This is a genomic window from Enterobacter cloacae complex sp. P16RS2 (genome assembly GCF_014982155.1).
In the GTDB taxonomy this organism is placed as follows: domain Bacteria; phylum Pseudomonadota; class Gammaproteobacteria; order Enterobacterales; family Enterobacteriaceae; genus Enterobacter; species Enterobacter cloacae_M.
The window spans coordinates 148,477-172,519 of record NZ_JADCKW010000008.1 but is presented as its reverse complement, the minus strand read 5'-3'; the positions used below and the strand labels follow the sequence as shown (position 1 = coordinate 172,519).

The following is a 24,043-nucleotide window of genomic DNA, read 5'->3' as shown; positions in this document are numbered from 1 at the left end:
CTTACGCTCTGTACCCGAAACTATAAATATTAGATAATCATGAATGGATATATCCCTGGTGTTTCGTAGGTCTTTGACCTCCTGGCCACTGAGTTTCACGAGAACTTAGTGGCCAGGTACTTTTCAAGTATAAGGAATACCATGCACAATGAAAGCTGTCCTAAAAGACAGGGGATAATAGTTTCAGGTGTTATTATCAGGAATAAGAGCAATGAATTCTGTTATTGAGTTTTTTTTGCATGATTACGATGATTTACCGTCAGCATTAGCCCGCGAACTCTTCCGACTCAGGAGAAAAACCTTTCGGGACCGACTCGACTGGAAAGTTGAATGCGTTGAAGATATGGAAAAGGATCAATTTGACAACCCAAACACGACATACTTGTTGGGTATGTATGAGGGAGAGTTGTTATGCGGCGCGCGATTCATTAACTCGACGCATCCGACAATGATAAGTGAAATTTTTCACAATTATTTTGCCGAAACCATTATTTTACCGACAGATGTTCCCTGCTGTGAAATTAGCCGTTTATTTTTAGATAAAGAAAGACGAGACTCCTCAAGTCTGCAGGGCGTGCCCGCCAGTAAGGCATTGTTTCTTGCGATGAATATTTATTGCATTAAGAGTAAATATCATGGAATGTACGCAGTAGTCAGTCGTGGTATGTATGCCATTTTTCGCCATGCAAACTGGAAAGTTGAAGTTATTCAACGTGGCTTGTCTGAAAAAGGGGAGGTTATTTACTATATATTTATGCCTGCCAGTATCAACATTATTGAAGGCATTATTAGCAAAGATAAATCCAGTCACTGCCTTCGCGAAATGCTGGAGCATTTACGCCACTTATAACCAGTGGCTGAGGCTCAGTCGTCCAGTAATCGTAGTTCTGTTCCAAGTTTAATTGCGTGTCTGGCATTATTCACACCGAGTTTTTTCATTACATTCCCCATATGGAATTTAACGGTGCGTTCAGCAATAGACAAAATAACAGAAATTTCTGCGTAGGTTTTCCCGGCGCTGACCCATTTAAGGATTTGGCGCTCACGTGGCGACAAGAAAACATTCTTTTTCTGCTGATGCTGACTATACAGATTGAGTGTCTTCTGATGTAACTGAACAAGGAAGCGTAGAAATTGCGGCCGATACTTCTCTATGTCAATGCCAGAATGCTTAGGACTGATGACGGATAAGACGACAAGATTATTCAGATAGTCATGCAGAGGGAACGTCTGCCCCTGGTAGATATCATACTGGACGCTTTCGTGGAAAATGCGCGTCAGGTTATAACCATCAGACAGGATGACATCACTTTCCCAGAAAAAATCTTCAACACAGCGCAAAGCCCGAATGATAACAGGGTCAATGAACTGATATTTCCTGTCGAGGTAGATATCAAACCACTCGGGGCTGTTATTGATTATCCGCATCTGTGAAGGATCTTTCTTGTTCATAATGGCGTAGGCGAAGACGATCCCTTTGAAATCTTCAAAAAACGCGTCCAGCTCACTCTGAATTAGCGTATTGATCGCTATGTCGTTGTAATATGTGTCCTTCACGTGAGTTGCTTGCCTCCTGTTCGAGTGGAGGAGCAAGTATAATATGCTTCGTTATCTGTAGCGAGTCGCATTTTAATCCAGCCAACAGATAAGACAGGCTACCTCAAGTGGTAGCCTGGCCAACGTGTGGCATTTCTAATGGCAAATGCAGATGACTCGGCGAATTTTTGAAGATTTTGTCAAATCCCGAAATAGTTCACTAAATATAGTAGGCTGCAAAATTTAGGAGGTTTTCCGCTTTACATTTGAGTAATCAAAAAGCGTACCGACCCAGATTCAAATTCAGGATTTTAACCCGCGGTCTACATAATGCCTTTAAGAGCAATATGATAAAGCAGCATAATGGTTTTACCGTCGACAATCTTGCCTGTTTCAATGCCGCGTAATGCCTCTTCGAGCGTCATTTCCATCACATCAATATCTTCTCCCTCAGCCTTGATTCCGCCGCCTGCGCCGGTTCTGTCTTTCGGCTGGTACTCGGCAAGATAAAAATAGAGCTTTTCCGTGACGGAGCCCGGGCTCATATAGGCTTCAAAGATTTTCTGCACGCTCGAAACCTGAAACCCTGTCTCTTCTTCCGCCTCTGCTTTTATGCGGCTTTCGGGATCCATATTGTCCAGCAGTCCCGCCGCGGCTTCGATTAAATCGTCCTCATGGCCGTTGATAAAAACAGGGAAGCGAAACTGGCGCGTCAGGATCACCGTTTTTTTCTCACGGTTGTAGAGAAGAATAGTCGCGCCGTTGCCACGGTCGTAGACCTCTCGTTGCTGTCGTTGCCATTCGCCGTCACGGCGCTGCAGGTCGAAGGTGTACTTTTTAAGGTTGTACCAGTTATCTGACAGGGTTTCACTGTCAATGATGCGCACATCTGCACGTTTTGATTGCACGTTTGTTCCTCCTTACGTAGAGTAATTATCATAAACAGCATTGTCGTGCACTTTCAAGATAAAACATGCAACATCAGGAATTCATGATGCTCACCAGTCAGCGAAAACAATTGATCCTCGAAAAGCTCGGCACCGAAGGCCAGGTCCAGTCAAAAGCGCTCAGCATGTTCTTTGATGTCTCTGAAGACACCATCAGGCGTGATTTGCGCGAGCTGGCGGCAGAAGGGCGTTTGCAGCGCGTTCACGGCGGCGCGCTGCCGTCATCTTCTGCTATTGCTCCCTTTGCCGAACGGCAATCCGTGAAAATTGATGCGAAAAAACGGGTCGCCCGCAAAGGCGCGCAGCTGATTTCATCAGGCCAGGTGGTGATCGTTGACGGTGGCACGACTACTTCGGAGCTGATTACGTTTTTCCCTCCTGATCTGCGCATCACGGTGGTTACGCACAGTCCGAGCATCGCCCTGGGGCTTGTGGATCATCCGTCCATCGAGGTGATTCTGATTGGCGGTCGCTTGTATAAGCACTCGATTGTTGCGGTCGGCGCAGCGGCCATCGAAGGCATCGAAAATATTCATGCAGATCTGTTCTTTATGGGCGTGACCGGGATCCATCCTGAGGCGGGGCTGACAACCGGCGATTTCGAAGAAGCGTGCATCAAACGTGCATTTTCCGGCAGAGCCGCGGAGACGGTTGTGCTGGCTTCTCCGGAAAAGATCAACACAGCGTCTTCGTTTGTCATTGGCGATGTGTCGTCGGTGAACACCATTATCGTTGAAGACCATACCGATAAGGAGTGGATCCGCGCGGTATCGGAAAAGGGAGTCTCCGTCGTGTTGACCTCAGAGAGTGACACTCTCTGATAGCCAGCCTGTGCTCACAGGCTGGCTGGCGGACTGCCTTAAGCCTCAGGAATGTTCTCAAGTGCGGTATAAACCTTCAGGCCATATTTGCGGGCAACCTCAATGTCCATATCGGCACCTTTAGACGGACCGGCAATACGATAAATGTCATCACATTTAGCTATTAGCCGGTGAGCAACGGGGTACAGCATCGCTTCACTGATTTCATCACCAACTGCTTTCGAACCTGCGGCTTTTGCCAACGGCAAAGCCAGCCATTCGTTAGATGATCAGCTTGACGATAGCAGCACGTGAGAAGACACACTCAGAGGTCATTAGCATTCAGGCCAACGCCACAAACGATGCCCATAAAATACCAGATTTCTTCTGATCCCATATTGGTGCGCATAATGTATATTATGTTAAATTAGGTATGGGCATCAGAGAAGAAGCTATCAACCGTTCAGTCAAAACCCTCATAGTTGCCTTCCCTCTCAAATCAATGCAGTGACCTTTGGGTCACTGCATTGATTACTGAGGAAGTTATCTTTTATTCAGATATTTATTGAAGAATGCCGTGATGTTATCGAACGGGATCTTATCCATACGATCATATAAATCGACATGCGTGGCATCTTTAACAATCAGCAGCTCTTTTGGCTGATTTGCCGCTTCATAAGCCGTTCTGGAGAAGTAAAGCGAATGCGCTTTTTCGCCATGAATGAACAGGATTGGACGCGGAGAAATTTCCCTAATGTAAGTCATCAGCGGGAAATTCATGAAGGACATCGGCGTTGTCACGGACCATTAATTGCCAGAGTTGACGGCTCGTGGATGATATCCGCGCTTGGTCATGTAATAGTCCGCATAGTCCACGAGGAACTGTGCTTCACTGCCCTTCAATTACTGAATTAAGAGAGTCTGCGGGTAAGGTTTAATACCCCCTGGTATCGTTTACATTTTAGTCAAGCAATATCATTTGCTCACCGAGTTAACGCTGCTATTATCTAAGTCTTAGTGTTCGAATCATAAATTTCTTCAATAAATTACCCTGCTAATTAATTGTCCTCACGGAATGAAGGAGCTTCCCCGATGAACTTACCAGGTCAGCAGTCGCCTGACAGCACCCTTCCCTCTTATGACCTTTCGCGCAGCCTGGGACTACAAACCGGTGCTGATATCGATTTTAAAAAGCTGGCCGCCCAACTCGACTGCACGCGTAATTTTTACAATGTCGGCATCATTTTTGATGATGGCAAACAGCGCTGGCTGGTACGCCCTTCACGCCGCATTGCAGATGTGAATCAGAGCACCGTCAGCCATGTGGTAATCAGTAAAATTCCGGATGCTAAGGAAATCAGTGCAGAAAAAGCTGTGGTGGCGACGCTAACGACTCCCTCACTTGCTACGGAAATTACCTCAACCGGTTTTGCCTGTGGCGCGATGATTGTTACGCTTGTTATGGCGTTTGGAGCCGGTGCGGCAGTGCCTTTTACCGCTGGCGGGTCTGGTGTGATTGCTGCGATTAGCCTGTCCGGTACGCTGGCAACGGGCGCACAATGCATGATTGGCGCGGGCCGTCTGCTGGCTATCCATAACGATCATGGTTCCGATGTTGCCTGGCTCGACAGCCAGGACTGGTATGTAGCTACCACGACGGTTTTGGATGTCATTTCGCTGGCTGCGGCAGGAACCGCGCTGCGAGGTACTTTAGAAACGTACAAGCTGATGAAAGCGGCATCCTCAAGTAAAGTTACCGCCTGGTTCCAAAGCCTGAGCCGTGCCGAGCGTAAGCGCATCACAGAAGAGATCATTAAAGCGCAGAATCCAGGTATTTCCAGCGCCGGTGTGAAGGCAGCGATCCGCGCAGGCGTCTACCCGAAACGTTTCCCCAGCGAATCATTACAGAAATCACTGCAACGTGAGCTGATGAGTGCTGTGAACAACGCATCGGCCTTTGTTGGCAGTTCACTCACGGGGACGATCCGCAATCCTCAAAACACCGTCCAGTCCGGGCGCTATGTAGTCGGTCTGTTGCAGTCATTTTCGTCTAACTAAACGCTGAGTATTCAAATGGTTAAAGTTTTTTCCCGCCGCCTGCAACGCTGTAACGAGGTGGCTACCAGCATAAGCAATGCCTCCCCGACACAGCTGCAACAGCTAAAGACTGAGTTGGCTGACGAAATGGGCAAACCTGTAGGTCTACACACCATGGGTATTCCAGCGGCGATTAGTACCCTCGGGGTGATTGTCAGTTTCGCTATTCCTCAGCTGTGGCTGGGGTATGGCGTACTCGCCGGACTCGACCAGCCAGCGGAACACGTATTCGTCTGGGTTGTCCTGATCGCCCTTCTGTTCGCTGGCCTTAACGGCGTGACGATGTTTATGATTGGCAAAGGCAGCATGCGCGCCGTGCGGTTACACCTTACGCTGGCGGTGATAAGCCTGGTATTAACAGCAGCCTATCTGCTGGTCGCGATGAGCGGTAGCACTGCTCCGGGCGTCAGTCTGACCGCGGCGCTAGTGAGTATCGTCATGCTAATGCTTAGCGGCAGCTGTATCCTTTCCACCGCCTTCTATAAGATGCTGCTGTTTACTCTGCATAATCGTGCCTGGCGCAAGCTTCTCAGCCAGACGCGCGCTAAAACAGCGCGCTAAGCGTTCATTCCGTAAAAAAACCGCCATCGCTGGCGGTTTTTTTTTATGGCTTTTTATGCCTGCGCAACCAAATTAACTTATACGCCGCCGGAATAATAAACAGCGATAACAGCGGCGCCGTGATCATCCCGCCAATCATGGGCGCCGCTATCCGGCTCATGACCTCTGACCCTGCACCCGTTCCCCAAAGAATGGGCAGCAGACCGGCAATAATCACCGCGACGGTCATCGCCTTTGGCCGCACGCGCAGCACGGCGCCATGGTAAAGGGCGTCATCCAGCCCCTGTTCAGTGAACGTGTCCCGATGGGACAACGCCGGCTGAGCCTCAACGGCATGACGCAAATACATCAGCATGACCACCCCAAATTCTGCTGCCACCCCGGCCAGAGCGATAAAACCGGTGCCGGTTGCCACAGACATATGGAAGCCCTGCCAGTAAAGGAACCAAATTCCCCCGACCAGGGCGAACGGCAGGCTCATCAGGATCAGCAGCGCTTCATCCACGCGACGGAATGCCAGATACAGCAGAATGAAGATGATCATCACCGTCATCGGCACCATCAGCTTCAGTTTCTTGTTGGCGTGTTCGAGCAGCTCAAACTGCCCGGAGAATGAGACGCTGGTGCCCGGCCTCAGCTTTACGTTCTGACTAATAACCTTCTTAATGTCGTTCACCACCGACACCATATCCCTGCCGCGGGCATCGATATAAATCCAGCTCGCAGGCCGGGCATTCTCCGTTTTCAGCATCGTGGGGCCGGAAACCACGTTGATATCCGCCACATCGCCCAGCGTGATCTGCTGTTTCATCGGCGTCAGGATCGGCATCTGCTTCAACGCGTTCGGGCTGTTCCGGTAGTCCTGAGGATAGCGGATATTAATCGGGTACCGGGCGACGCCTTCCACCGTTTCCCCTACGGTCGCGCCGCCGATGGCCGAGGAGACAAAGAGCTGTACATCGCCCACCGTCATCCCGTAGCGCGAGGCTTTTTCCCGGTTGATATCGACGTCAATGTAGCGCCCGCCCTCCAGACGTTCAGCCAGGGCAGACACCACGCCCGGCACCGTTTTGGCTACCGTCTCGATGCTCTGCGCCGTGGCGTCGATATCCGACAAAACGGTACCCGACACCTTGATACCAATCGGGCTTTTGATCCCGGTGGAAAGCATGTCTATCCGGTTGCGGATCGGCGGTACCCAGAGGTTCGCCAGGCCAGGCAAACGAACGGTCTTGTCGAGTTCGTCAATAATCTTGTCAATCGTCATACCGGGCCGCCACTGGTCCTCGGGTTTAAGCTGAATGGTGGTTTCCACCATTTCGAGCGGCGCGGAATCCGTTGCCGTTTCGGCCTTGCCGGTTTTGCCAAACACCGAGGCCACTTCAGGTACGGTTTTGATGAGTTTGTCCGTGGTCTGTAACAGCGCGGCCGCTTCTGCCGGAGAAACGCCCGGCAACGTTGACGGCATATACAGCAGATCGCCTTCGTTGATCTTCGGCAGGAACTCGCCGCCCACCTGGCTGAGAGGCCAGATCACCGTGAAGATGGACAAGGCCGCAACCAGCAGGGTTGTTTTTGGCCATCGGAGCACCTTAATCAGTAGCGGGTGATAGGCTTTAATCAGTAGCCTGTTCAACGGGTTACTGGTCTCAGCGGGAATCTTACCCCGGATCCAGAACCCCATCAGGATGGGGATAACGATGATAGCCAGCGCGGCCGCGCCCGCCATGGAGTACGTTTTCGTGAAAGCCAGCGGACCAAACAGCCGCCCTTCCTGCCCCTCAAGAGTAAAGATGGGAATGAAGGATAAGGTGATGATCAGCAGGCTGATAAACAGCGCCGGGCCAACCTCGACAGAGGCATTGGTGATCACCTTCCAGCGGGTGGCGTTATCAATCTGCTCTTCCGGATGCTGGTGATCCCACTCTTCGAGCCGTTTGTGCGCGTTTTCAATCATGACGATAGCGGCATCCACCATCGCGCCGACGGCAATGGCAATGCCTCCCAGCGACATAATGTTGGCGTTCAATCCCTGGAAATGCATGACGATAAAGGCAATACACAGGCCAAGCGGCAGAGAGATAATCGCGACCAGCGCAGATCGAACGTGCCACAGGAACAGGGCGCAGACGATGGCCACCACGATAAACTCTTCAAGCAGTTTGGAACTCAGGTTGTCGATTGCCCGATCGATGAGCTGGCTGCGATCGTAGGTGGTCACAATCTCAACCCCTTCCGGCAGGCTGGCCTTCAGCGTCTCCAGCTTATCTCTCACCGCCGTGATGACTTCACGCGCATTTTTGCCCGAACGCAGGATGACCACGCCACCCGCAACTTCCCCCTGCCCGTTCAGCTCGGCAATACCGCGGCGCATTTCCGGCCCCGTTTGTACGCGGGCAACATCGCGAAGGTAAATCGGTACCCCGTTCTCGCCGGTTTTCAGGACGATGTTATTAAAATCGTCCATCGTCTGCAGATAGCCGCTGGCGCGGACCATATACTCCGCTTCCGCCATTTCAACTGACGATCCCCCCGCCTCCTGGTTAGACGACTCAAGGGCCTGCTTAACCTCCGGCAGGCTAATGCCGTACTGAGCCAGTTTTAACGGATTAACCTGGATCTGATACTGCTTCACCACGCCGCCGACGGAGGCCACTTCGGCCACGTTCGGGATAGTTTTCAATTCAAATTTCAGGAACCAGTCCTGCAATGAGCGCAACTCAGCGAGATCGTGTTTTCCGCTGCGATCCACCAGCGCATACTCAAATATCCAGCCCACTCCCGTGGCATCTGGACCAATTTCAGAGCTCACGCCGGCAGGCAGCTTGCCCTGAACCTGGTTCAGATACTCCAGCACGCGCGAACGGGCCCAGTACAAATCGGTGCCGTCTTCAAAAATGACGTACACGTACGAATCGCCAAACTGCGAAAAACCGCGCACGGTCTTTGCGCCGGGAACCGACAGCATGGTGGTCGTGAGTGGATAGGTGACCTGGTTTTCAACAATCTGCGGGGCCTGGCCGGGATAGCTGGTTTTGATAATCACCTGAACGTCAGAGAGATCGGGCAAGGCATCGACTGGCGTGTTAATAATCGTCCAGGTGCCCCAGACGCTGAGGAACAGCGCCCCCATCATGACCAGGAAACGGTTGGCGACCGACCGCCGGATAATCCATTCAATCATCATCGTCTCCTTAATGGCCAGAGTGCGCGCCGTCAGCAGCTTCGGCGTGGCGCATGCGCTCCAGCGCACCGGTAATATTGGCCTCCGAGTCAATCAGGAACAGACCGCTGACCACCACCGACTCCCCCTCTTCCAGTCCGCTCTCAATGCCGGACTGCTGCTGAGATTCATGCAGAACGTGGATCCTTTTCGGTACAAAATTCCCGTCCGCATCAACCGTAATCACGCGCTGTTCTTTGCCGGTATCGATAACGGCCTGGGAGGGGATCAGCAGCATTTCCTGGCTTTGGGTATTCAGCTTCAGGTACGCGTTCATGCCCGGTTTCAGCAGCTCATCCTTGTTATCGACCTGCAGGCGCACCTGCAGCGTACGGGTGGTTGGATCCGCGCTCGGCAGAAGACTCCATTTTTCAACCGGGAAGGATTTATCCGGATAAGCCGGTATCGAAACCGCAAACTGCGAGGTCTCTTTTAGCAGATAAGCAATGGATTCAGGCACTGCCGCGCCGATCCAGACCGGATCCATCCCCTGAATTTGCGCTACCACCTTATCTTTGGAAATATTCATGCCGGTACGCAGGTCAAAGGCCGTGATCGCACCGTCGATCGGCGCCCTGATGGTAAACCGGGTCTGGATAGTGCGGGTCGCACGCAGCCTCTGAATATCCTCATCCGGCATACCCGCCAGCCGAAGCCGTTCGAGAACCCCTTTGATTTGCGTCGGCGTTCCGCCGGTGCCGGATAACAGCAGAAACTCGCTCTGCGCCTCTACCCAGTCAGGAATGGTAATATCAACGAGCGGCGTGCCTTTCTTCACCTTATCGCCCGTCGTCAGCGGGTACACTTTTTCCACAAAGCCTTCCGCGCGCGCCTGCACAATGACAAACTGATAGTCGTTATAGCTGACGTTGGCCGGGATGGTCTGGGCATAGTTCAGCGTTCCGCGCGTCACCTTTTGCGTTTTTAATCCGAGGTTCTGAACCTGTGTCGGATCAATACGGATACCGGCACTGCTTTTATTGTCGTTTTCATCCGCATATTTCGGTACCAGATCCATATCCATAAACGGCGATTTGCCGGGCTTATCGAATTTAACGTCTGGCTTCATCGGGTCATACCAGAAAAGTACCTTTCTTTCAGAGGTTCTATTTTCTGTTTTTTCAGATGAATGAAACGCCTGCCATGCCGTCACCGATATCAGCCCTCCCGCAATAAGGCTGCTGACTATCATGGCAGCATATTTTATTTTTACTGAGGCCATGCCGCGTCTCGCTATTTAATGCTCTTGAGTAAAGAAAGATTGCCCTGCTGAACAAACGAGAAATTCACCTGGCTGCCGACTTTTAAGGCATTGATACTCTCGTCAGCCTGAATAAACGTGAAACGCATGGTCATCGCGGGCCAGCCAATTTCCGGGATCGCTTCATGGGAAATTGTGACTTTTTTATTCGTAAGATCAATGTCCTTCACGATGCCGGCCCCCGTGATGACCTGCTCTGAGGCCCCTTCGCTGGCAGCATTCATCATCTCGTGCTGATGATCCTCAGCCTGGAGGCTGACAGAAAACACAATGGAGATCGCACCAAATACAACGGCCTTAAGTGAATTGTGCATGATTATTTTCCTGTTTAATTAAATAACGTTATTCGACCCAACCGCCGCCGAGCGCGGTGAAGAGATTAATTTCATTAACCTGCCGGGCATAAATAAGGTCGAGAATATTTTGCTGGGTAGAGAAAAGAGAACGCTCCGCGTCAAGCACTTCGATATAGCTGACCGCGCCGCTGGAATATAACCCTCTGGCCCGCTGCAGGGTGATGCGTAGCGAATCAAGATACCGCTGCTGTGCAGCAAGCTGCTGGTTAATGCTGTCCCGCAGCGCGAGCGCGTCGGCAACCTGTTTGAAGGCGGACTGAATTTTTTGTTCGTAATTAACCACCGACTGCTGCTGGCGAATTTCAGCCAGCTTCAGATTGGCCTTATTCCTGCCCGCATTAAAAATGGGAATTTCGATTTTAGGAATAAAATTCCACATCCCGCTCCCTGACGTGAACAGGCTGGATAATTCCGTACTACCTGTGGAAAGCCCGTTGGTCAGGGAAATCGACGGGAAAAAGGCGGCGCGCGCCGCACCGATATTCGCATCGGCCGCTTTAAGCTGATACTCCGCTTCCATAATATCCGGGCGCTGCAGCAGTATTGCGGAGGAAAGATGAGGAGGCAGTTTTACCGGCGCAACGTCGCTGGCGTTCATGCCGCCGTCGCCCGGCAGCGCGCGATACGTGCCGAGGACCAGCTGCAGGGCATTATTGGCCTGCGCCAGCTCACCCTCTCTTTTGGCAATCTCTGCCTGCGTGCTTTCGATCTGTCCCCGGGCCTGTTCCAGCGCCAGGACGTTCGTACTGCCCGTCACCAGCTGCTGCTCAACGAACGCATAAGACTGCTGGTAATTGTTCAGCGTATCCCGCGCGATGCGCAGCTGTTTATACGCCAGCTGCTGGTTGAAATAGCTCTGCGACACGTTAGAGACGAGCAGGATATGCACCGCGCGACGGGCCTCTTCACTCGCGAAATAGTTTTGTCGGTCGGCATCGCTCATGTTCTTCAGCTTGCCGAAGAAGTCGAGTTCGTAGCTAAGCGCAATGCCCGCGTCGTACTGCTGCGCGGTGGGTTTGTCACTTTTCAGCCCGCCGCTGTACGTGATGCCCGAGGAGGCATTCAGCTGAGGATAGCGGTCCGCATCCGTCACGTTGAACTGCGCCCGGGCTTCCTCGACCTTCAGGGCGGCCATTTTTAGATCGCGATTGTTCTTCAGGGCCTCCGTAATCAGCCCTGCAACCTGAGGATCGACGAAAAAGTTGCGCCAGCCGGTGTCCTGATACCCCGCCGCCGCGGGCGTCAGGCCGTTACGGGAGAGCGAAAACTGCCGGGGGACAGGTGCTTCCGGCCGCTGGTACTCCGGAGCCAGCGAGACGCAGCCTGCCAGAATAAATACCGTACTGATGCTTAGTCGTTTTAACAGAAACATAACGGTTCAAATAAAGTCCAGAGTAGTTTTAGGGCTACTCTACGCAACGCATCCTGTTTGACGGGTGACAGGATAATGACAATGTTGTCATTTTTAGCGTAAGTCATTGTTAACGGCGGTACGCTCACTAGAATGTCATCAGCAGCCAGTCAGGGGAGCACGATGAAAATACTGATCGTCGAAGACGAAATGAAAACCGGTGAGTACCTGAGTAAGGGGCTGACTGAAGCGGGGTTTGTTGTGGACCACGCGGATAACGGCCTGAACGGCTACCATCTCGCCATGACCGCTGAATACGATCTGCTGATTCTGGATATCATGCTGCCCGATGTGAACGGCTGGGACATTGTCCGCATGCTCCGCTCTGCCGGAAAAGGGATGCCCATCCTGTTACTCACGGCTCTCGGCACGATTGAACACCGGGTTAAAGGGCTTGAGCTGGGCGCAGATGACTATCTGATTAAGCCTTTCGCCTTTGCTGAGCTGCTCGCCCGGGTGAGGACGCTGCTGAGACGCGGAAATACGGTGATTGCGGAAAGCCAGCTTCAGGTGGCAGACCTGACGGTTGACCTCGTGTCGAGAAAAGTAAGCCGGGCCGGAAGCCGCATCTCGTTAACCAGCAAAGAGTTCAGCCTGCTGGAGTTTTTCATGCGTCATCAGGGAGAGGTGCTTCCCCGCTCCCTGATTGCCTCCCAGGTGTGGGACATGAATTTTGACAGCGACACAAACGCGATTGACGTGGCGGTAAAGCGGCTTCGGGCGAAAATCGATAACGATTTTGAACCGAAGCTGATCCAGACGGTGCGCGGCGTGGGCTATATGCTGGAGGTACCGGATGCGCGTTAAGCTTGCCAGGCGCCCTTTTTCACTTGCCCTGCGGCTGACCTTCTTCATCAGCCTCTCCACGATACTGGCCTTTTTCGCCTTTACCTGGTTTATGCTGCATTCCGTTGAAAAGCATTTCGCCGAGCAGGATGTCAGCGATCTGCAGCAAATCAGCACCGCGATGCACCGCATCCTGCAGTCTCCGGGCGATCCTGACCAAAAGAAAATCAGTAAAATCAAAGAGTCGATGGCCAGCTACCGCAACGTGGTCGTTCTGCTTCTGGATCCGCAGGGCAATACCCTGTTCAGCTCGGCGCAAGGGGCGGCTTTGCGCCCGGCAATGAACACGGCGAACTTTAGCGAACACCGCCGCGCGCAGGATGTGTTTCTCTGGACGGTAGAGGACCCGGCCAACCCCATGCACGCCGGGTCCGACATGAAAATGGAAACCTACCGGATTATCGCCTCTTCAGGCACGGCGACGCTGCAGGGCAAAACGCAGGGCTACGTCATGCTTATCGGGCTCTCCATCAATTTTCATCTGCACTACCTTGAGGCGCTGAAAAAGAATCTCCTGGCGATTGCCGCGGCGATCAGCCTGCTGATTATTCTTGTCATTCGCATCGCGGTTCGTCAGGGACATTTGCCCCTGCGTAACGTCAGCAACGCCATTAAAAATATCACTTCAGAAAACCTGGACGCGCGGCTGGAGCCGTCCCGCGTGCCCGTTGAGCTGGAACAGCTGGTCATCTCCTTCAACCATATGATCGAAAAGATTGAAGATGTCTTTACCCGTCAGGCGAATTTTTCCGCCGATATTGCGCATGAAATCAGAACTCCCATCACCAACCTGGTGACGCAAACGGAAATCGCGCTGAGCCAGAACCGCTCGCAGAAAGAGCTGGAAGATGTTCTGTACTCCAGCCTTGAAGAGTACAACCGGATGACCCGGATGGTCAGCGACATGCTTTTCCTGGCGCAGGCGGATAATAATCAGCTCATCCCTGACCGGGTGATGTTTGATTTAAGTGCGGAGGTCATGAAAGTCTTCGATTTCTTCGAAGCCTGGGCGGAAGAACGCAACGTTACGCTGAAATTTAACGGGATGCCCTGCCTGATAGAAGGCGATCCGCAGATGTTCAGAAGAGCAGTAAATAATCTGCTCTCCAATGCCCTGCGCTATACGCCAGCGGGCAAAACGGTGACGGTCTCACTCAGAAAACAGGATAACGACATTGAACTGATGATAGAAAATCCCGGTAAGCCGATCCCTCAGGAACATCTGGCAAAGCTGTTTGATCGTTTCTATCGCGTCGATCCGTCGAGGCAGCGCAAAGGCGAAGGCAGCGGGATCGGGCTTGCCATCGTGAAGTCCATCGTCACCGCGCACCACGGAAAAGTCCGCGTGGAATCGGATGCGGTATCGACGCGCTTCATCCTCTCCGTGCCGGGAAAAGTGGCCTGAGGCGTCAGCGCACGGTCCGACACACTTCCAGCACCTTTTCCCTGAGCCATCGATGCCCCGGGTCCCGTTCCATGCGCGGATGCCACATCTGTGACACCGTAATGGTCCGGGTTTTAAACGGCAGCTCAAAAACGTGCACGCGCTCGTTCATCGGCTGATTGAGCAGGTACAGCGCCGGCACCATGGCAATGAGATCGGACGCCAGCGCCACGGATAGTGCCGTTGGAAATCCGGGCACCACGCTGGCGACCTTGCGTTTCATCCCCCGTTCCGCCAGCGCGTCATCGACAAACCCGTGTAGCGATCCGTCCGGTGAGGCCACCACATGGCCCCACGCGACATAATCGTCAAGGCTGACGTCAGGTTGTAATGACAGCGGATGTCCCTTGCGCACCGCGCCAACAAAACGATCCTGAAAGAGCCGTTGCAGCCGTATTTCCGGCCCCATATTGCTCTGCACGCCGATCTCCAGGTCGACCAGCCCCTCACGCAAATAGCGCGAGGTTTTTTCAGGTTTCGGCGAGAAGCGGATGCACACCCCGGGCGCAACGCTCGCCACCGCCGCAATCAGCAGTGGCCCAAACGCCACCACAAAACCGTCGTTGGCTCTGATGGTGAACAGCCGCTCGAGGCTTTCCACCTTGAGCGCGTCGGTGGAGGGCTGCAGCACAGCCCTCGCCTCATGAACGGCGCTTCTGGCGCGGTCCCGCGTGGCTTCGGCCCAGGGCGTCAGCACCATATGACGACCGGCCCGTACCAGGATCGGATCGCCTGTCACCTCCCGCAGCCTGCTCAGGGTGCGGCTCATGGCAGAGGTGCTGAGGTTCAAACGTCGCGCCGCGCCCGCCACGCTGGCTTCGGCCAGCAGAACGTCGAGCGCAACCAGAAGGTTAAAGTCAGGATCGACCACGGTGACTCCTAAGATAAGGCGTTATATGCAACGATTAAGTGCAAATGCTGCGTCTTCCGCCCTGTATACCGCATGATTATAGTTTCGTCATCACTATTCTTATGCGGAGTAACGACGATGACGCTATTTTCAAACCTGCCCGGCGATGAAGGCTTACCCGGTCATGAACGCGCCCGGGTCATGGCCGCCGTCATGACCACCACGCTGATGGGCGTCTTTGACGGCACCATGATCAACATCGCGCTGCCCTCCATGGCAAGGGCGATGCAGGTTCCCGCGAACGTTGCGGTCTGGTTCGCCAACGGTTACCTGCTGTCAGCGGCAATGACGCTAGCCATCTTCGCGGCGCTGGCGGCGCGCGTGGGCTATCGCCCGGTGTTTCTTGCCGGGCTTGCCACCTTTACGCTCACCTCGCTCGGCTGCGCGCTGGCAGCAACGCCGGAAATGTTAACCGGCATGCGTATTCTGCAGGGCATCGGCGGCGCGGCCACCCTGAGTATCGCCCCGGCGATCCTGCGCTCCGTTTTTCCGGGTCGACTGCTTGGCCGCATTTTGGGGCTGCACGCCCTGCTTATCGCCTCCAGCACGGCGATTGCCCCCGTGCTGGGCGGAACGATACTGGACGCGCTGAGCTGGCAGTGGCTGTTCGCCATTAACATTGTCCCGGGCAGCGTTGCCCTGCTGCTGGCGTGGCGGGCCTTGCCGCGGGAAACGGCCATTGACCGCTCGCCCTTTGACGCGCCGGGCGCCGTGCTCTCCGCCGCGCTGTTAGGTTCGGCGATTATGCTGGCCGACAGCCTTCAGCGCGTGACGCAAGAAATTAACCAGGCGGCCACAGGCTGGGGGCTGCTCACGCTGGTTAGCGCCCTCGCCTTTATCTGGCGGATTCGGCGCGCGCAAAGTCCCATACTGCCGCCCGTCATGTTCAAAAACGGACGCTTTACCCTCGCAGCCCTGACCTCACTGGCCTCGTTTGTCAGTCAGGGCATCACCTTTGTCGCGCTGCCGTTCCTGTTTCAGAGCGTGTATGGCTACAGCCCTGTGGTCTCCGCGCTGCTGTTCACCCCGTGGCCGGTTGGCATCGTGTTGATTGCACCGCACGCGGGGCGCTGGGCAGATACGATTTCCGCGCCGCTGATCTCGACAATCGGGCTAATGATTTTTGTCGGTGGGCTGATCCTGCTGGCGACGCTGCCGGAAAGCCCTTCCGCATGGAATATCTGCCTGCGCAGTCTGGTTTGCGGGATTGGGTTTGGCTGCTTCCAGAGCCCCAATAACCGGGAGATGCTCTCTAACGTGGCGCGGGAATATGCCAGCTACGCCTCCGGCGTGTTGTCGATTGTGAGGACATTCGGCCAGTGTCTCGGTGCCGCCGCGGTGGGCGTGCTGCTGGCGACGATCGAATCAGACCATGACCGGGCCGTGCATTTTGCGCTGTGGATAGCCGTGATAGCCTCAACGGGATCGGTGTTATTTAGCGTGAGTCGGCTGCGCCCTGCAGTTCGGGCATCAGCGTAAACTGTTGCAGCGCCTTCCGGCGCTGCTCGTTTATAACGCCTACGCTGTAAGGCGTTCATTCCACGCATCAGTGTATTGAATATTTCCGTCCAGGATTTTCCATGTGATTTTTGCGTATCGCAAAGATACATTTTCCAGGTGACCAGTACCGGGACAATCTCTTGTATCATGCATAACTGGAGTTATTGAAATGACTTTCACACCTTCCATAAGAATATTGAAGTATTCCACTTCCTGACCAGCATCATTGATGTGATAGAACTTTAATTCAGCACTTTGAAGCGTTTGACCTGTAGCCACTGCTTTGTATAGATAGGGTGAAGATGAATCAATTGCTTTTGTTAAACTGAAAGCTGAGTGTTGCCTTGTACCTGTAAGTTTACCTGTTGCCTCATCTGTTGGAATGCTCAGGTTATGGATAAGATCTCTAAGCTCTATGCTTCCTTCACGGTCTGCAACATCAGAACCGCCACGGATCATTGCTCCACCATCGTCTTTCAAAAAGAGGTGTACTGGTACAGCCATTTCTAAAACTCCTTATGCTAATTAATCTCTTATTCCATTTGCTATGAGGTTAATTACAGGCATGATCGCTACACCATCTGCATAGAACAGATCCGAATTAGTGAATGAATAAACCTTACCTGTGATTTTTATATTTACCGTGTTCCCATAAGCAGAAGCTGTAACATTGCTTGTATTGGCTTCAAGGAACGGCGATCGATCTTTAAGGGCCTTCATAATGTTCCCGCTTTTGTCTTTATCTAAATAGAAGCGGTAAATATCCGACACCGTAGCTCCTCCGTCATCATACTTTGTTATGTACAGTGTGACGGTATCAGATAGTTTCTGTTTGCTGACAAAGCTATCGCGAGGAGGTGCATTAAAATAGTATTGATATGTCAGAAACCCGCAAACAACGATCAATAAAATCGTTGTGAGTAAACAATGAAGCCGTTTAATAACCGTGTTTCTTTGCATATTCAATCCCTTGACTTATCCAAAACTGATCGTGAGGATCATCCCCATATGGCGGTTTTTGATACCAGTGCCTCCATTTCTTTTTGGAGGTTTTAGCTCTTTCCTGCGCCCATCCTGCCCCCATCAATAACGTTTCTGATGGTATCCCGGCAGCATAGCCAGCCGAACCATAATTGAAGTTCCCAAAGTTTGCTAACTCAGGGTGTCCTTGCTTGTAATCCCACGGCCCCTTATTTCTTACTTTTTGATAAAACCAAAGATAGGTTGTAGGGATAGCCATATTTCTACTCATACCATGCGCTCTTGCAATCCTCATGTTTGCTAATGCGAGCGCGATTCCTTCTTTTGGTAACAAAGGTATAACAGCCATATTAACCATTCTTTTCACATAGATATATGGCCGCGTATCGTACACTTTTGCGATAGTAAAAAAGATATCTGTTTCAAGACAAATGACGGAAAAATAACCGATTAAGGTATTGATCGCATTAAAAATCAAAGAAATTTAGGCTGCGCCCTGTGGTTCGGGCATCAGCCTGATTCGCCCGACGGCGCTACGCTTGCACGGGCCTACAAGGAAGCTTTGCACAATGTAGGCCGGGTAAGCGCAGCGCCACCCGGCAAGAAAGACGGCGCGTTCGTTTACTCCAGCGCCAGCAGCGCAAAGCTCGCCAGCCAGTGCCCGCCGCTGTAGTGGCTGCCGACAACATGCTCAACGCTAGCCGTCAGGTGTTTCGCTACCGCCTCGCGCAGCGCCTGCTGCGCCGGATGGCTAGCGGGAAGCGCTCTGGCAATATGCTTCATGCACCAGGCGCGGCTGAGGTTTAATCCGTCGAGATGGGCAATTTTCGGGTCGGTACGATCGCTCACTTCCGCCGGGTTCATCAGCGCCGCAACGGAGCCGACATCCGGCAGAAACGCGTCAAACCAGGCCGGGAAGTCTTTTAACACCTTGCTCATCAGCAGCGCCTCGGTCAGCGCCCCGGAAATATACTCATCGCCGCCGGGCTCGTAGTGGGCAGGATAGCGCGTGTCGGCGAGATAAAACCGCTCCGCCGCCGTCACAATCGCCTGCTCAAGCGCGCTATCTTCCACGGCGCGGGCGTAATCCAGCGCCAGCGCGAGGGCAAACGCCGTGTTGTAGTGCGTGCCTACGCGGATCGGATAGGTGAGCTTGCTGAGATAATCCACCAGCCGGTTTCGAATATCCTGGGTTATCGGCTCAAGCGTCCGGTACCAGCCAGCGGCCTGCGGCAGCGACGACTGCTTTAGCTCCTGGGCCAGCGCCAGCAGCCAGCCGTAGCCATACGGGCGCTCAAACGAGGCGCGGAATGGCGCGGTGAAATAGGCCAGCTCCTTCGCCACGTTCTCGTCCGTCAGGTGCTCGTCGACAAGCGCGACGATCGCATCCCGGCTCGGCAGTTCAGGGTAGAGGCGCACGCAGCGCAGCAGCAGCCAGTAGCCGTGCACTGCCGAGTGCCAGTCAAAACAGCCGTAGAAAATCGGGTGCAGTTCGCGAGGCGGCAGCACGTCGCCATCATCATTCAGCAGGTGCATGATGTGGTTCGGGTATTCCTGGCGCAAATAGGTCAAAGGCATGCGGGCAAACGCGTCAGCCTGATGTTGCGTTAATTCCATAACAGCTCCTTAGCGAAACACGAGGAAATACATGAGGAACACGTTCACCACCAGCAGGGTTAACGCGGTCGGGATCTGGATCTTGATCACCTGATATTTGTCTTTCAGCTCCAGCAGCGCGGCGGGAACGATATTGAAGTTAGCGGCCATCGGCGTCATCAGCGTGCCGCAGTAGCCCGCGTACATGCCAATCGCCAGCAGCGGCGCCGGGTTGCCGTGATGCACGTTAATCAGGAACGGCAAGGCGATGCCGGCGCTCAGCACTGGGAAGGCCGCAAACGCATTCCCCATGATCATGGTAAACAGCGCCATCCCCACGCAGTAAATCACCACCAGCATAAAGCGGTTATCCGGGTTAACGAACAGGCTCACCACCTTCTGAACCGAATCACCAGTATTGGCAGCCACGAACACGCCGCCGAGCATGGCCAGCATCTGCGGCAGGATCACCGCCCAGCCGATGGTATCGACAAGACGACGAGACTGGCGAATAGCGTGCAGCGGCGTGCCTTTGGTCAGCCACCAGCCGGTGAGGATCGCCGCGACGCAGGCCACGCACAGCGCCGCGAGGGTGAGCTGCTTCTGGTCGAGAAGATAAACGCCGCCAATCGACACGCCCTTCAGGAACAGCGTCCCGATAACCGTCACCACAGGGATCATCAGCGCCGGCAGGAATAGCCAGTTTTTAAGCCGATTTGACGACGCGAGACGTTCGTCTTCGGTGGACATTTTATAGTGCCCTTTCCCGACAAGACCAAAACCCGCCAGCAGCGCGATAGCGATAACGCCCCCGCCGATTATTCGGTACGCCAGCGATTTGCCCAGCTCCTGAACCATCAGATCGCCAAACAGGAAGATCCCGCCAAACAAGAACCAGAACAGCGCAGTAGTAAAACGCTTCGGATTGGCGCGATCGCGCAGGGTCATCACAACCAGCAGCATCACGACGAAGCCGATCAGGTAGTACACGCGGTTAATGGTAATAAGCGTCATCATTGCGCGGCCTCCTGCGTGTCCTGCTCTGCACGCCAGGCCATGACGTCGCGACGGATGCTGGCATCGAGGCGCAGCAGGCGCGTCATATGAATAACTAATGCCGCAATAGCGGTTGGGATAGCCCACAGGCCGATATGCAGCGGTTCGATGCCCGCAATACCGTTTTCTTTCAGGAACGCGTCGATCAGCAGCACCGCCCCGAAGGCAATAAAGATATCTTCGCCAAAGAAGACCGCGATGTTGTCGCACGCGGCGGCATGGGCTTTGATTTTGTCGCGAATGTGCTGCGGCAGCTCGCCGTATTCGTTCAGCGCCGCCCCTTCGGCCATCGGCGCCAGCAGCGGGCGCACCGTCTGAGCATGACCGCCCAGCGACATCAGCCCCAGCGCGGCGGTGCCCTCACGGGCGACAAAATAGAGCATCAGAATACGCGCCGAGGTGGCACTGGCGATCTTAGCCACCCAGGCCTGGGCGCGCTCCTTGAGACCGTAATATTCCAGCAGACCAATCACGGGCAGGATCAGAATGAAGGTCGCCAGCGATCGGCTATTCACGAACTTTTCGCCAAAGGTCTCCAGCAGCATCCCGAAATCCATACCGACCAGCAGACCCGTCGCCAGCCCCGCCACCACGACCACCAGCAGCGGGTTGAAGCGCAGTGCAAAACCAATAACCACGATCGGTATCCCAATCAGCGGCAACAGCGTAGTACCGTCCATAACGTTTACCCTATCCAAAGTGAGCGTTGCGCGCCGACGGCTATTTTTTTAATTTGCGGCGAGCGATGTTGTGTTTTTCGTCAGGTTTCGGAAAACCTGCGCTAAAAAGCTATATCTGAACCTCAAAAACATGTAAACAAATTATCAATAAAATGTTCTTATTTTATCGATGAGTTTACATTTCTGGCTAAGGAACGTTATGACCTCGAAAAAGAGTGCTTCAACCGATCGCGACGATATCAACGATGGCCGGATCGTCTCTTCCCGTCATCTGGTGTCCGAGCGCTGCGCGGAGCTGTCAGAGCTGGAGTACGCGCTGATCATGACCAGCAACGCGTTCAATAAATGGATGGTGCGCTGCATGACAGCAGCCGGCGAACCCGATATGGGCGCATTTGACGTCTCGCTGCTGCATCACGTGAACCACCGCGACCGCAAGAAAAAGCTGGCCGATATCTGTTTCGTTCTTAACGTGGAAGATACCCACGTGGTGACCTACGCCCTGAAAAAGCTGGTCAAAGCGGGGTACGTGACGAGCGAGAAAGCGGGCAAAGAGCTCTTTTTCTCGACTACCGAGGAAGGAAAAGCGTTGTGCATGAAATACCGGGACGTGCGGGAGGCGTGTCTGATCGCAATCCACGCGGAGAGCGGCATAGCCGGGAAGTCGATTGGCGAAACCGCGCAGCTGTTACGCACGATCTCCTCCCTGTATGACACCGCCGCCCGCGCGGCGGCATCACTCTAGGGCTAAGGACGTCTGAACAGCGTAATACTGCGTCCGGCCAGTTCGTACTCTACGGTTTCGGTGAACGCTGTCCCGGTGGCAGCGCCATCTGCCGTAGACAGCTCCAGCACCCATCCCCCTTCGCCAAACTGCGGGATCTGGAACGGCACGGTGCCTTCAAACGGGTTGAACAGCATCAGCACGTCGTGCCAGATGCCGTCCTCCTGCCTGAGATCCGGCCTGCTGATGGAGACGCCGAGCGTTGAGCCTTCATCCCACTGCTCGGCCTGCTGCGGGCCGCCTCCGGCATTGAACCAGCGGATCTCCAGCCCGTCGCGCCAGCTTTCACGGCGCAATAACGGCTGCGATGCGCGAAGCGCAATGAGCCGTCGGGTAAACTCGCGCAGCGCAGCGTCTTTTTCGGTTATTCCGTTCCAGTCGATCCACGAAATTTCGCTGTCCTGGCAGTAACCGTTGTTGTTGCCCTTCTGCGTGCGGCCAAACTCGTCCCCCGCCAGCAGCATCGGCGTGCCGTGGGAAAACAGCAGCGTGGTCAGGAAATTACGCTTCTGCCGTTCGCGGGTAGCAATAATATCTGGGTTCTCCGTCGGCCCTTCTTCGCCATAGTTGTACGAGCGATTGTCATTATGCCCGTCGTTATTGTCCTCGCCGTTGTCGGCGTTGTGCTTCTCGTTGTACGACACCAGGTCATTCAGCGTAAAGCCGTCGTGAGCGGTGATGAAGTTAACGCTGGCCCACGGACGACGCCCGCGCAGATCGTACAGATCCCCGGAGCCCAGCAGGCGTGCGGCAAAGTCGTTGGAGACGTTATCACCCTTCCAGTACTCGCGTACGGTATCACGGTATTTGTCGTTCCATTCACCCCAGCCCGGCGGGAAACCGCCGACCTGATACCCGCCGGGTCCAATATCCCAGGGTTCACCAATCAGCTTAAGTCTTGATAACACCGGATCCTGAGTCATGGCGTCGAAGAAACCGCCGCGCGGATCAAACCCTTCCGGCTCGCGGCCCAGTATCGTCCCCAGGTCGAAACGAAAACCGTCAATATGCATCGATTCCGCCCAGTAGCGCAGCGAATCCATCACCATCTGCAGCACGCGCGGGTGCGAGGTATTGACCGTATTTCCCGTCCCGGTGTCGTTGATGTAGTACCGGTGCTGGTCCGGCAGGGTGCGGTAATAGCTGTAGTTATCAATCCCCTTAAACGAGAGCGTGGGGCCAAGCTCATTTCCTTCCGCTGTGTGGTTGTACACCACGTCCAGAATCACCTCGATGCCCGCATCGTGATACGCGCGCACCATGTCGCGAAAGCCCTGGATCCCCGCCGGGCCGTAGTAGCGCGACGCCGGAGCAAAAAAGCCGAGCGTGTTATAGCCCCAGAAGTTCTTCAGGCCGCGGTCAAGCAGGTGCTGGTCGTCGGGGAACCAGTGAACAGGCAGCAGCTCCACCGAGGTGATACCAAGACTCTTGATGTAGTCGACCGAGGCTTTGTGTCCCATCCCCTCAAACGTGCCGCGCAGCTCCGGCGGAATGGCCGGGTTCATCTGGGTAAAGCCCTTCACGTGGCTCTCATAGACGACGGTATGCGGCCAGGGCACGATTGGCCGGCTGTTGTCCTGCCAGTCAAAGGCGTTCGGGTCGATGACCTTGCATTTCGGGGTGAACGGCGCGCTGTCGCGCGTATCAAAGCTTAAATCTAATTCGTCATGCCCCAGCTCATAGCCGAAATGGGCATCGTTCCAGTCGATATCGCCAACCAGTTCTCGAGCGTAGGGGTCGATAAGCAGCTTGTGCGGGTTAAAGCGGTGACCGTTTTCCGGATCGTAAGGGCCGTAGACGCGATAGCCGTACAGCGCGCCGGGCTTCAGATCCGGCACATAGCCGTGCCAGACCTCATGGGTATATTCCGGCAGTTCCAGCCGGGCGATTTCGTTTTTCCCGGACGGATCAAACAGACAGAGTTCCACCCGCTCGGCGTGAGCGGAGAACAGCGCGAAGTTGACGCCCTTCCCGTCATAATTCGCCCCCAACTGCTGGCCATGACCGGCCCGAATTTCAAACGTAGTATCCTTTGCCATTTTCGTTCTCCACGA

Annotated in this window: 22 protein-coding genes and 2 pseudogenes; 8 read left to right on the top strand and 16 right to left on the bottom strand. The window is 54.0% G+C overall.

The window, feature by feature from the left end:
* Positions 1-211: 211 nt before the first annotated feature.
* Entirely contained in the window at positions 212-850 is a 639-nt protein-coding gene (locus INF68_RS04965; RefSeq protein ID WP_126787354.1) for an acyl-homoserine-lactone synthase, read from the top strand.
* 14 nt (positions 851-864) lie between these two features.
* Here INF68_RS04965 and INF68_RS04960 read toward each other — a convergent pair whose 3' ends face one another.
* Both INF68_RS04960 and INF68_RS04955 read right to left on the bottom strand, forming a co-directional pair.
* On the bottom strand, positions 865-1,557 hold the full coding sequence (locus tag INF68_RS04960; protein WP_126787355.1) for a LuxR family transcriptional regulator: 693 nt from the start codon (positions 1,555-1,557) through the stop codon (positions 865-867).
* Between the two features lie 302 nt (positions 1,558-1,859).
* Positions 1,860-2,444 carry an NUDIX domain-containing protein gene (locus tag INF68_RS04955; RefSeq protein ID WP_126787356.1) on the bottom strand — a complete coding sequence of 195 codons (585 nt, stop codon included), beginning with the start codon at positions 2,442-2,444 and terminating at the stop codon, positions 1,860-1,862.
* A gap of 86 nt (positions 2,445-2,530) precedes the next feature.
* On the opposite strand from INF68_RS04955, the gene INF68_RS04950 reads away from it, so the two are divergent.
* Positions 2,531-3,304 carry a DeoR/GlpR family DNA-binding transcription regulator gene (locus INF68_RS04950; protein ID WP_126787360.1) on the top strand — a complete coding sequence of 258 codons (774 nt, stop codon included), beginning with the start codon at positions 2,531-2,533 and terminating at the stop codon, positions 3,302-3,304.
* Between the two features lie 38 nt (positions 3,305-3,342).
* Here INF68_RS04950 and INF68_RS04945 read toward each other — a convergent pair.
* Positions 3,343-3,564 (bottom strand): annotated as a pseudogene (locus INF68_RS04945) (DUF4406 domain-containing protein); the annotation flags it as partial.
* Between the two features lie 262 nt (positions 3,565-3,826).
* Positions 3,827-4,186, bottom strand: a pseudogene (locus INF68_RS04940) (alpha/beta hydrolase); the annotation flags it as partial.
* Between the two features lie 189 nt (positions 4,187-4,375).
* Here INF68_RS04940 and INF68_RS04935 point away from each other — a divergent pair.
* Positions 4,376-5,341 carry a hypothetical protein gene (locus tag INF68_RS04935; RefSeq protein WP_063439400.1) on the top strand — a complete coding sequence of 322 codons (966 nt, stop codon included), beginning with the start codon at positions 4,376-4,378 and terminating at the stop codon, positions 5,339-5,341.
* 15 nt (positions 5,342-5,356) lie between these two features.
* Entirely contained in the window at positions 5,357-5,941 is a 585-nt protein-coding gene (locus tag INF68_RS04930; protein WP_193525271.1) for a hypothetical protein, read from the top strand.
* A gap of 43 nt (positions 5,942-5,984) precedes the next feature.
* Here the strand turns inward: INF68_RS04930 and silA are convergent, their stop codons facing one another.
* The 4 genes from silA to INF68_RS04910 are packed head-to-tail and all read right to left on the bottom strand — an operon-like array spanning position 5,985 to position 12,153.
* Complete coding sequence (silA, locus tag INF68_RS04925) at positions 5,985-9,125, bottom strand: Cu(+)/Ag(+) efflux RND transporter permease subunit SilA (protein WP_193525272.1); 3,141 nt, start codon at positions 9,123-9,125, stop codon at positions 5,985-5,987.
* A 10-nt stretch (positions 9,126-9,135) separates the two neighbouring features.
* Complete coding sequence (locus INF68_RS04920; RefSeq protein ID WP_126786880.1) at positions 9,136-10,386, bottom strand: efflux RND transporter periplasmic adaptor subunit; 1,251 nt, start codon at positions 10,384-10,386, stop codon at positions 9,136-9,138.
* Positions 10,387-10,397: 11 nt separating this feature from the next.
* On the bottom strand, positions 10,398-10,739 hold the full coding sequence (cusF, locus tag INF68_RS04915; RefSeq protein WP_126786881.1) for a cation efflux system protein CusF: 342 nt from the start codon (positions 10,737-10,739) through the stop codon (positions 10,398-10,400).
* A 28-nt stretch (positions 10,740-10,767) separates the two neighbouring features.
* A complete protein-coding gene (locus INF68_RS04910) occupies positions 10,768-12,153 on the bottom strand; it encodes an efflux transporter outer membrane subunit (RefSeq protein ID WP_126786882.1) in 1,386 nt (461 codons plus the stop codon).
* Positions 12,154-12,315: 162 nt separating this feature from the next.
* Here INF68_RS04910 and INF68_RS04905 point away from each other — a divergent pair, with 162 nt between their 5' ends.
* Complete coding sequence (locus INF68_RS04905; protein WP_029741284.1) at positions 12,316-12,999, top strand: copper/silver response regulator transcription factor; 684 nt, start codon at positions 12,316-12,318, stop codon at positions 12,997-12,999.
* On the top strand, positions 12,989-14,443 hold the full coding sequence (locus INF68_RS04900; protein WP_126786883.1) for a Cu(+)/Ag(+) sensor histidine kinase: 1,455 nt from the start codon (positions 12,989-12,991) through the stop codon (positions 14,441-14,443). Before INF68_RS04905 ends, INF68_RS04900 begins: the two co-directional genes overlap by 11 nt.
* Before the next feature lie 4 nt (positions 14,444-14,447).
* On the opposite strand, the gene INF68_RS04895 is transcribed toward INF68_RS04900, so the two are convergent.
* Complete coding sequence (locus INF68_RS04895; RefSeq protein ID WP_126786884.1) at positions 14,448-15,353, bottom strand: LysR family transcriptional regulator; 906 nt, start codon at positions 15,351-15,353, stop codon at positions 14,448-14,450.
* Between the two features lie 117 nt (positions 15,354-15,470).
* Between INF68_RS04895 and INF68_RS04890 the strand changes: the two genes are divergently transcribed.
* Entirely contained in the window at positions 15,471-16,871 is a 1,401-nt protein-coding gene (locus tag INF68_RS04890) for an MFS transporter (protein ID WP_126786885.1), read from the top strand.
* Positions 16,872-16,910: 39 nt separating this feature from the next.
* On the opposite strand, the gene INF68_RS04885 is transcribed toward INF68_RS04890, so the two are convergent.
* The 6 genes from INF68_RS04885 to INF68_RS04860 all read right to left on the bottom strand — a co-directional run bounded on the left by INF68_RS04885 (position 16,911) and on the right by INF68_RS04860 (position 21,205).
* The gene (locus INF68_RS04885; protein ID WP_023311839.1) at positions 16,911-17,396 is read right to left on the bottom strand and encodes a type VI secretion system tube protein TssD; all 486 of its coding nucleotides are present in this window, start codon (positions 17,394-17,396) and stop codon (positions 16,911-16,913) included.
* 21 nt (positions 17,397-17,417) lie between these two features.
* Positions 17,418-17,852, bottom strand: coding sequence for a hypothetical protein (locus INF68_RS04880; protein WP_109844144.1), 435 nt, complete (start codon positions 17,850-17,852; stop codon positions 17,418-17,420).
* On the bottom strand, positions 17,830-18,351 hold the full coding sequence (locus INF68_RS04875) for a polymorphic toxin type 44 domain-containing protein (protein WP_227412789.1): 522 nt from the start codon (positions 18,349-18,351) through the stop codon (positions 17,830-17,832). Before INF68_RS04875 ends, INF68_RS04880 begins: the two co-directional genes overlap by 23 nt.
* Before the next feature lie 143 nt (positions 18,352-18,494).
* A complete protein-coding gene (locus tag INF68_RS04870; protein WP_126786886.1) occupies positions 18,495-19,490 on the bottom strand; it encodes a DUF2891 domain-containing protein in 996 nt (331 codons plus the stop codon).
* A gap of 9 nt (positions 19,491-19,499) precedes the next feature.
* Positions 19,500-20,486, bottom strand: a complete 987-nt coding sequence (locus INF68_RS04865) for a DUF979 domain-containing protein (RefSeq protein ID WP_047741882.1) — start codon at positions 20,484-20,486, stop codon at positions 19,500-19,502.
* Complete coding sequence (locus tag INF68_RS04860; protein WP_059445947.1) at positions 20,483-21,205, bottom strand: DUF969 domain-containing protein; 723 nt, start codon at positions 21,203-21,205, stop codon at positions 20,483-20,485. Before INF68_RS04860 ends, INF68_RS04865 begins: the two co-directional genes overlap by 4 nt.
* A 199-nt stretch (positions 21,206-21,404) precedes the next feature.
* Between INF68_RS04860 and INF68_RS04855 the strand changes: the two genes are divergently transcribed.
* Entirely contained in the window at positions 21,405-21,950 is a 546-nt protein-coding gene (locus INF68_RS04855; RefSeq protein WP_126786887.1) for a winged helix DNA-binding protein, read from the top strand.
* A gap of 2 nt (positions 21,951-21,952) precedes the next feature.
* Here INF68_RS04855 and glgX read toward each other — a convergent pair whose 3' ends face one another.
* Complete coding sequence (gene glgX, locus INF68_RS04850) at positions 21,953-24,028, bottom strand: glycogen debranching protein GlgX (RefSeq protein ID WP_126786888.1); 2,076 nt, start codon at positions 24,026-24,028, stop codon at positions 21,953-21,955.
* Positions 24,029-24,043: the final 15 nt, after the last annotated feature.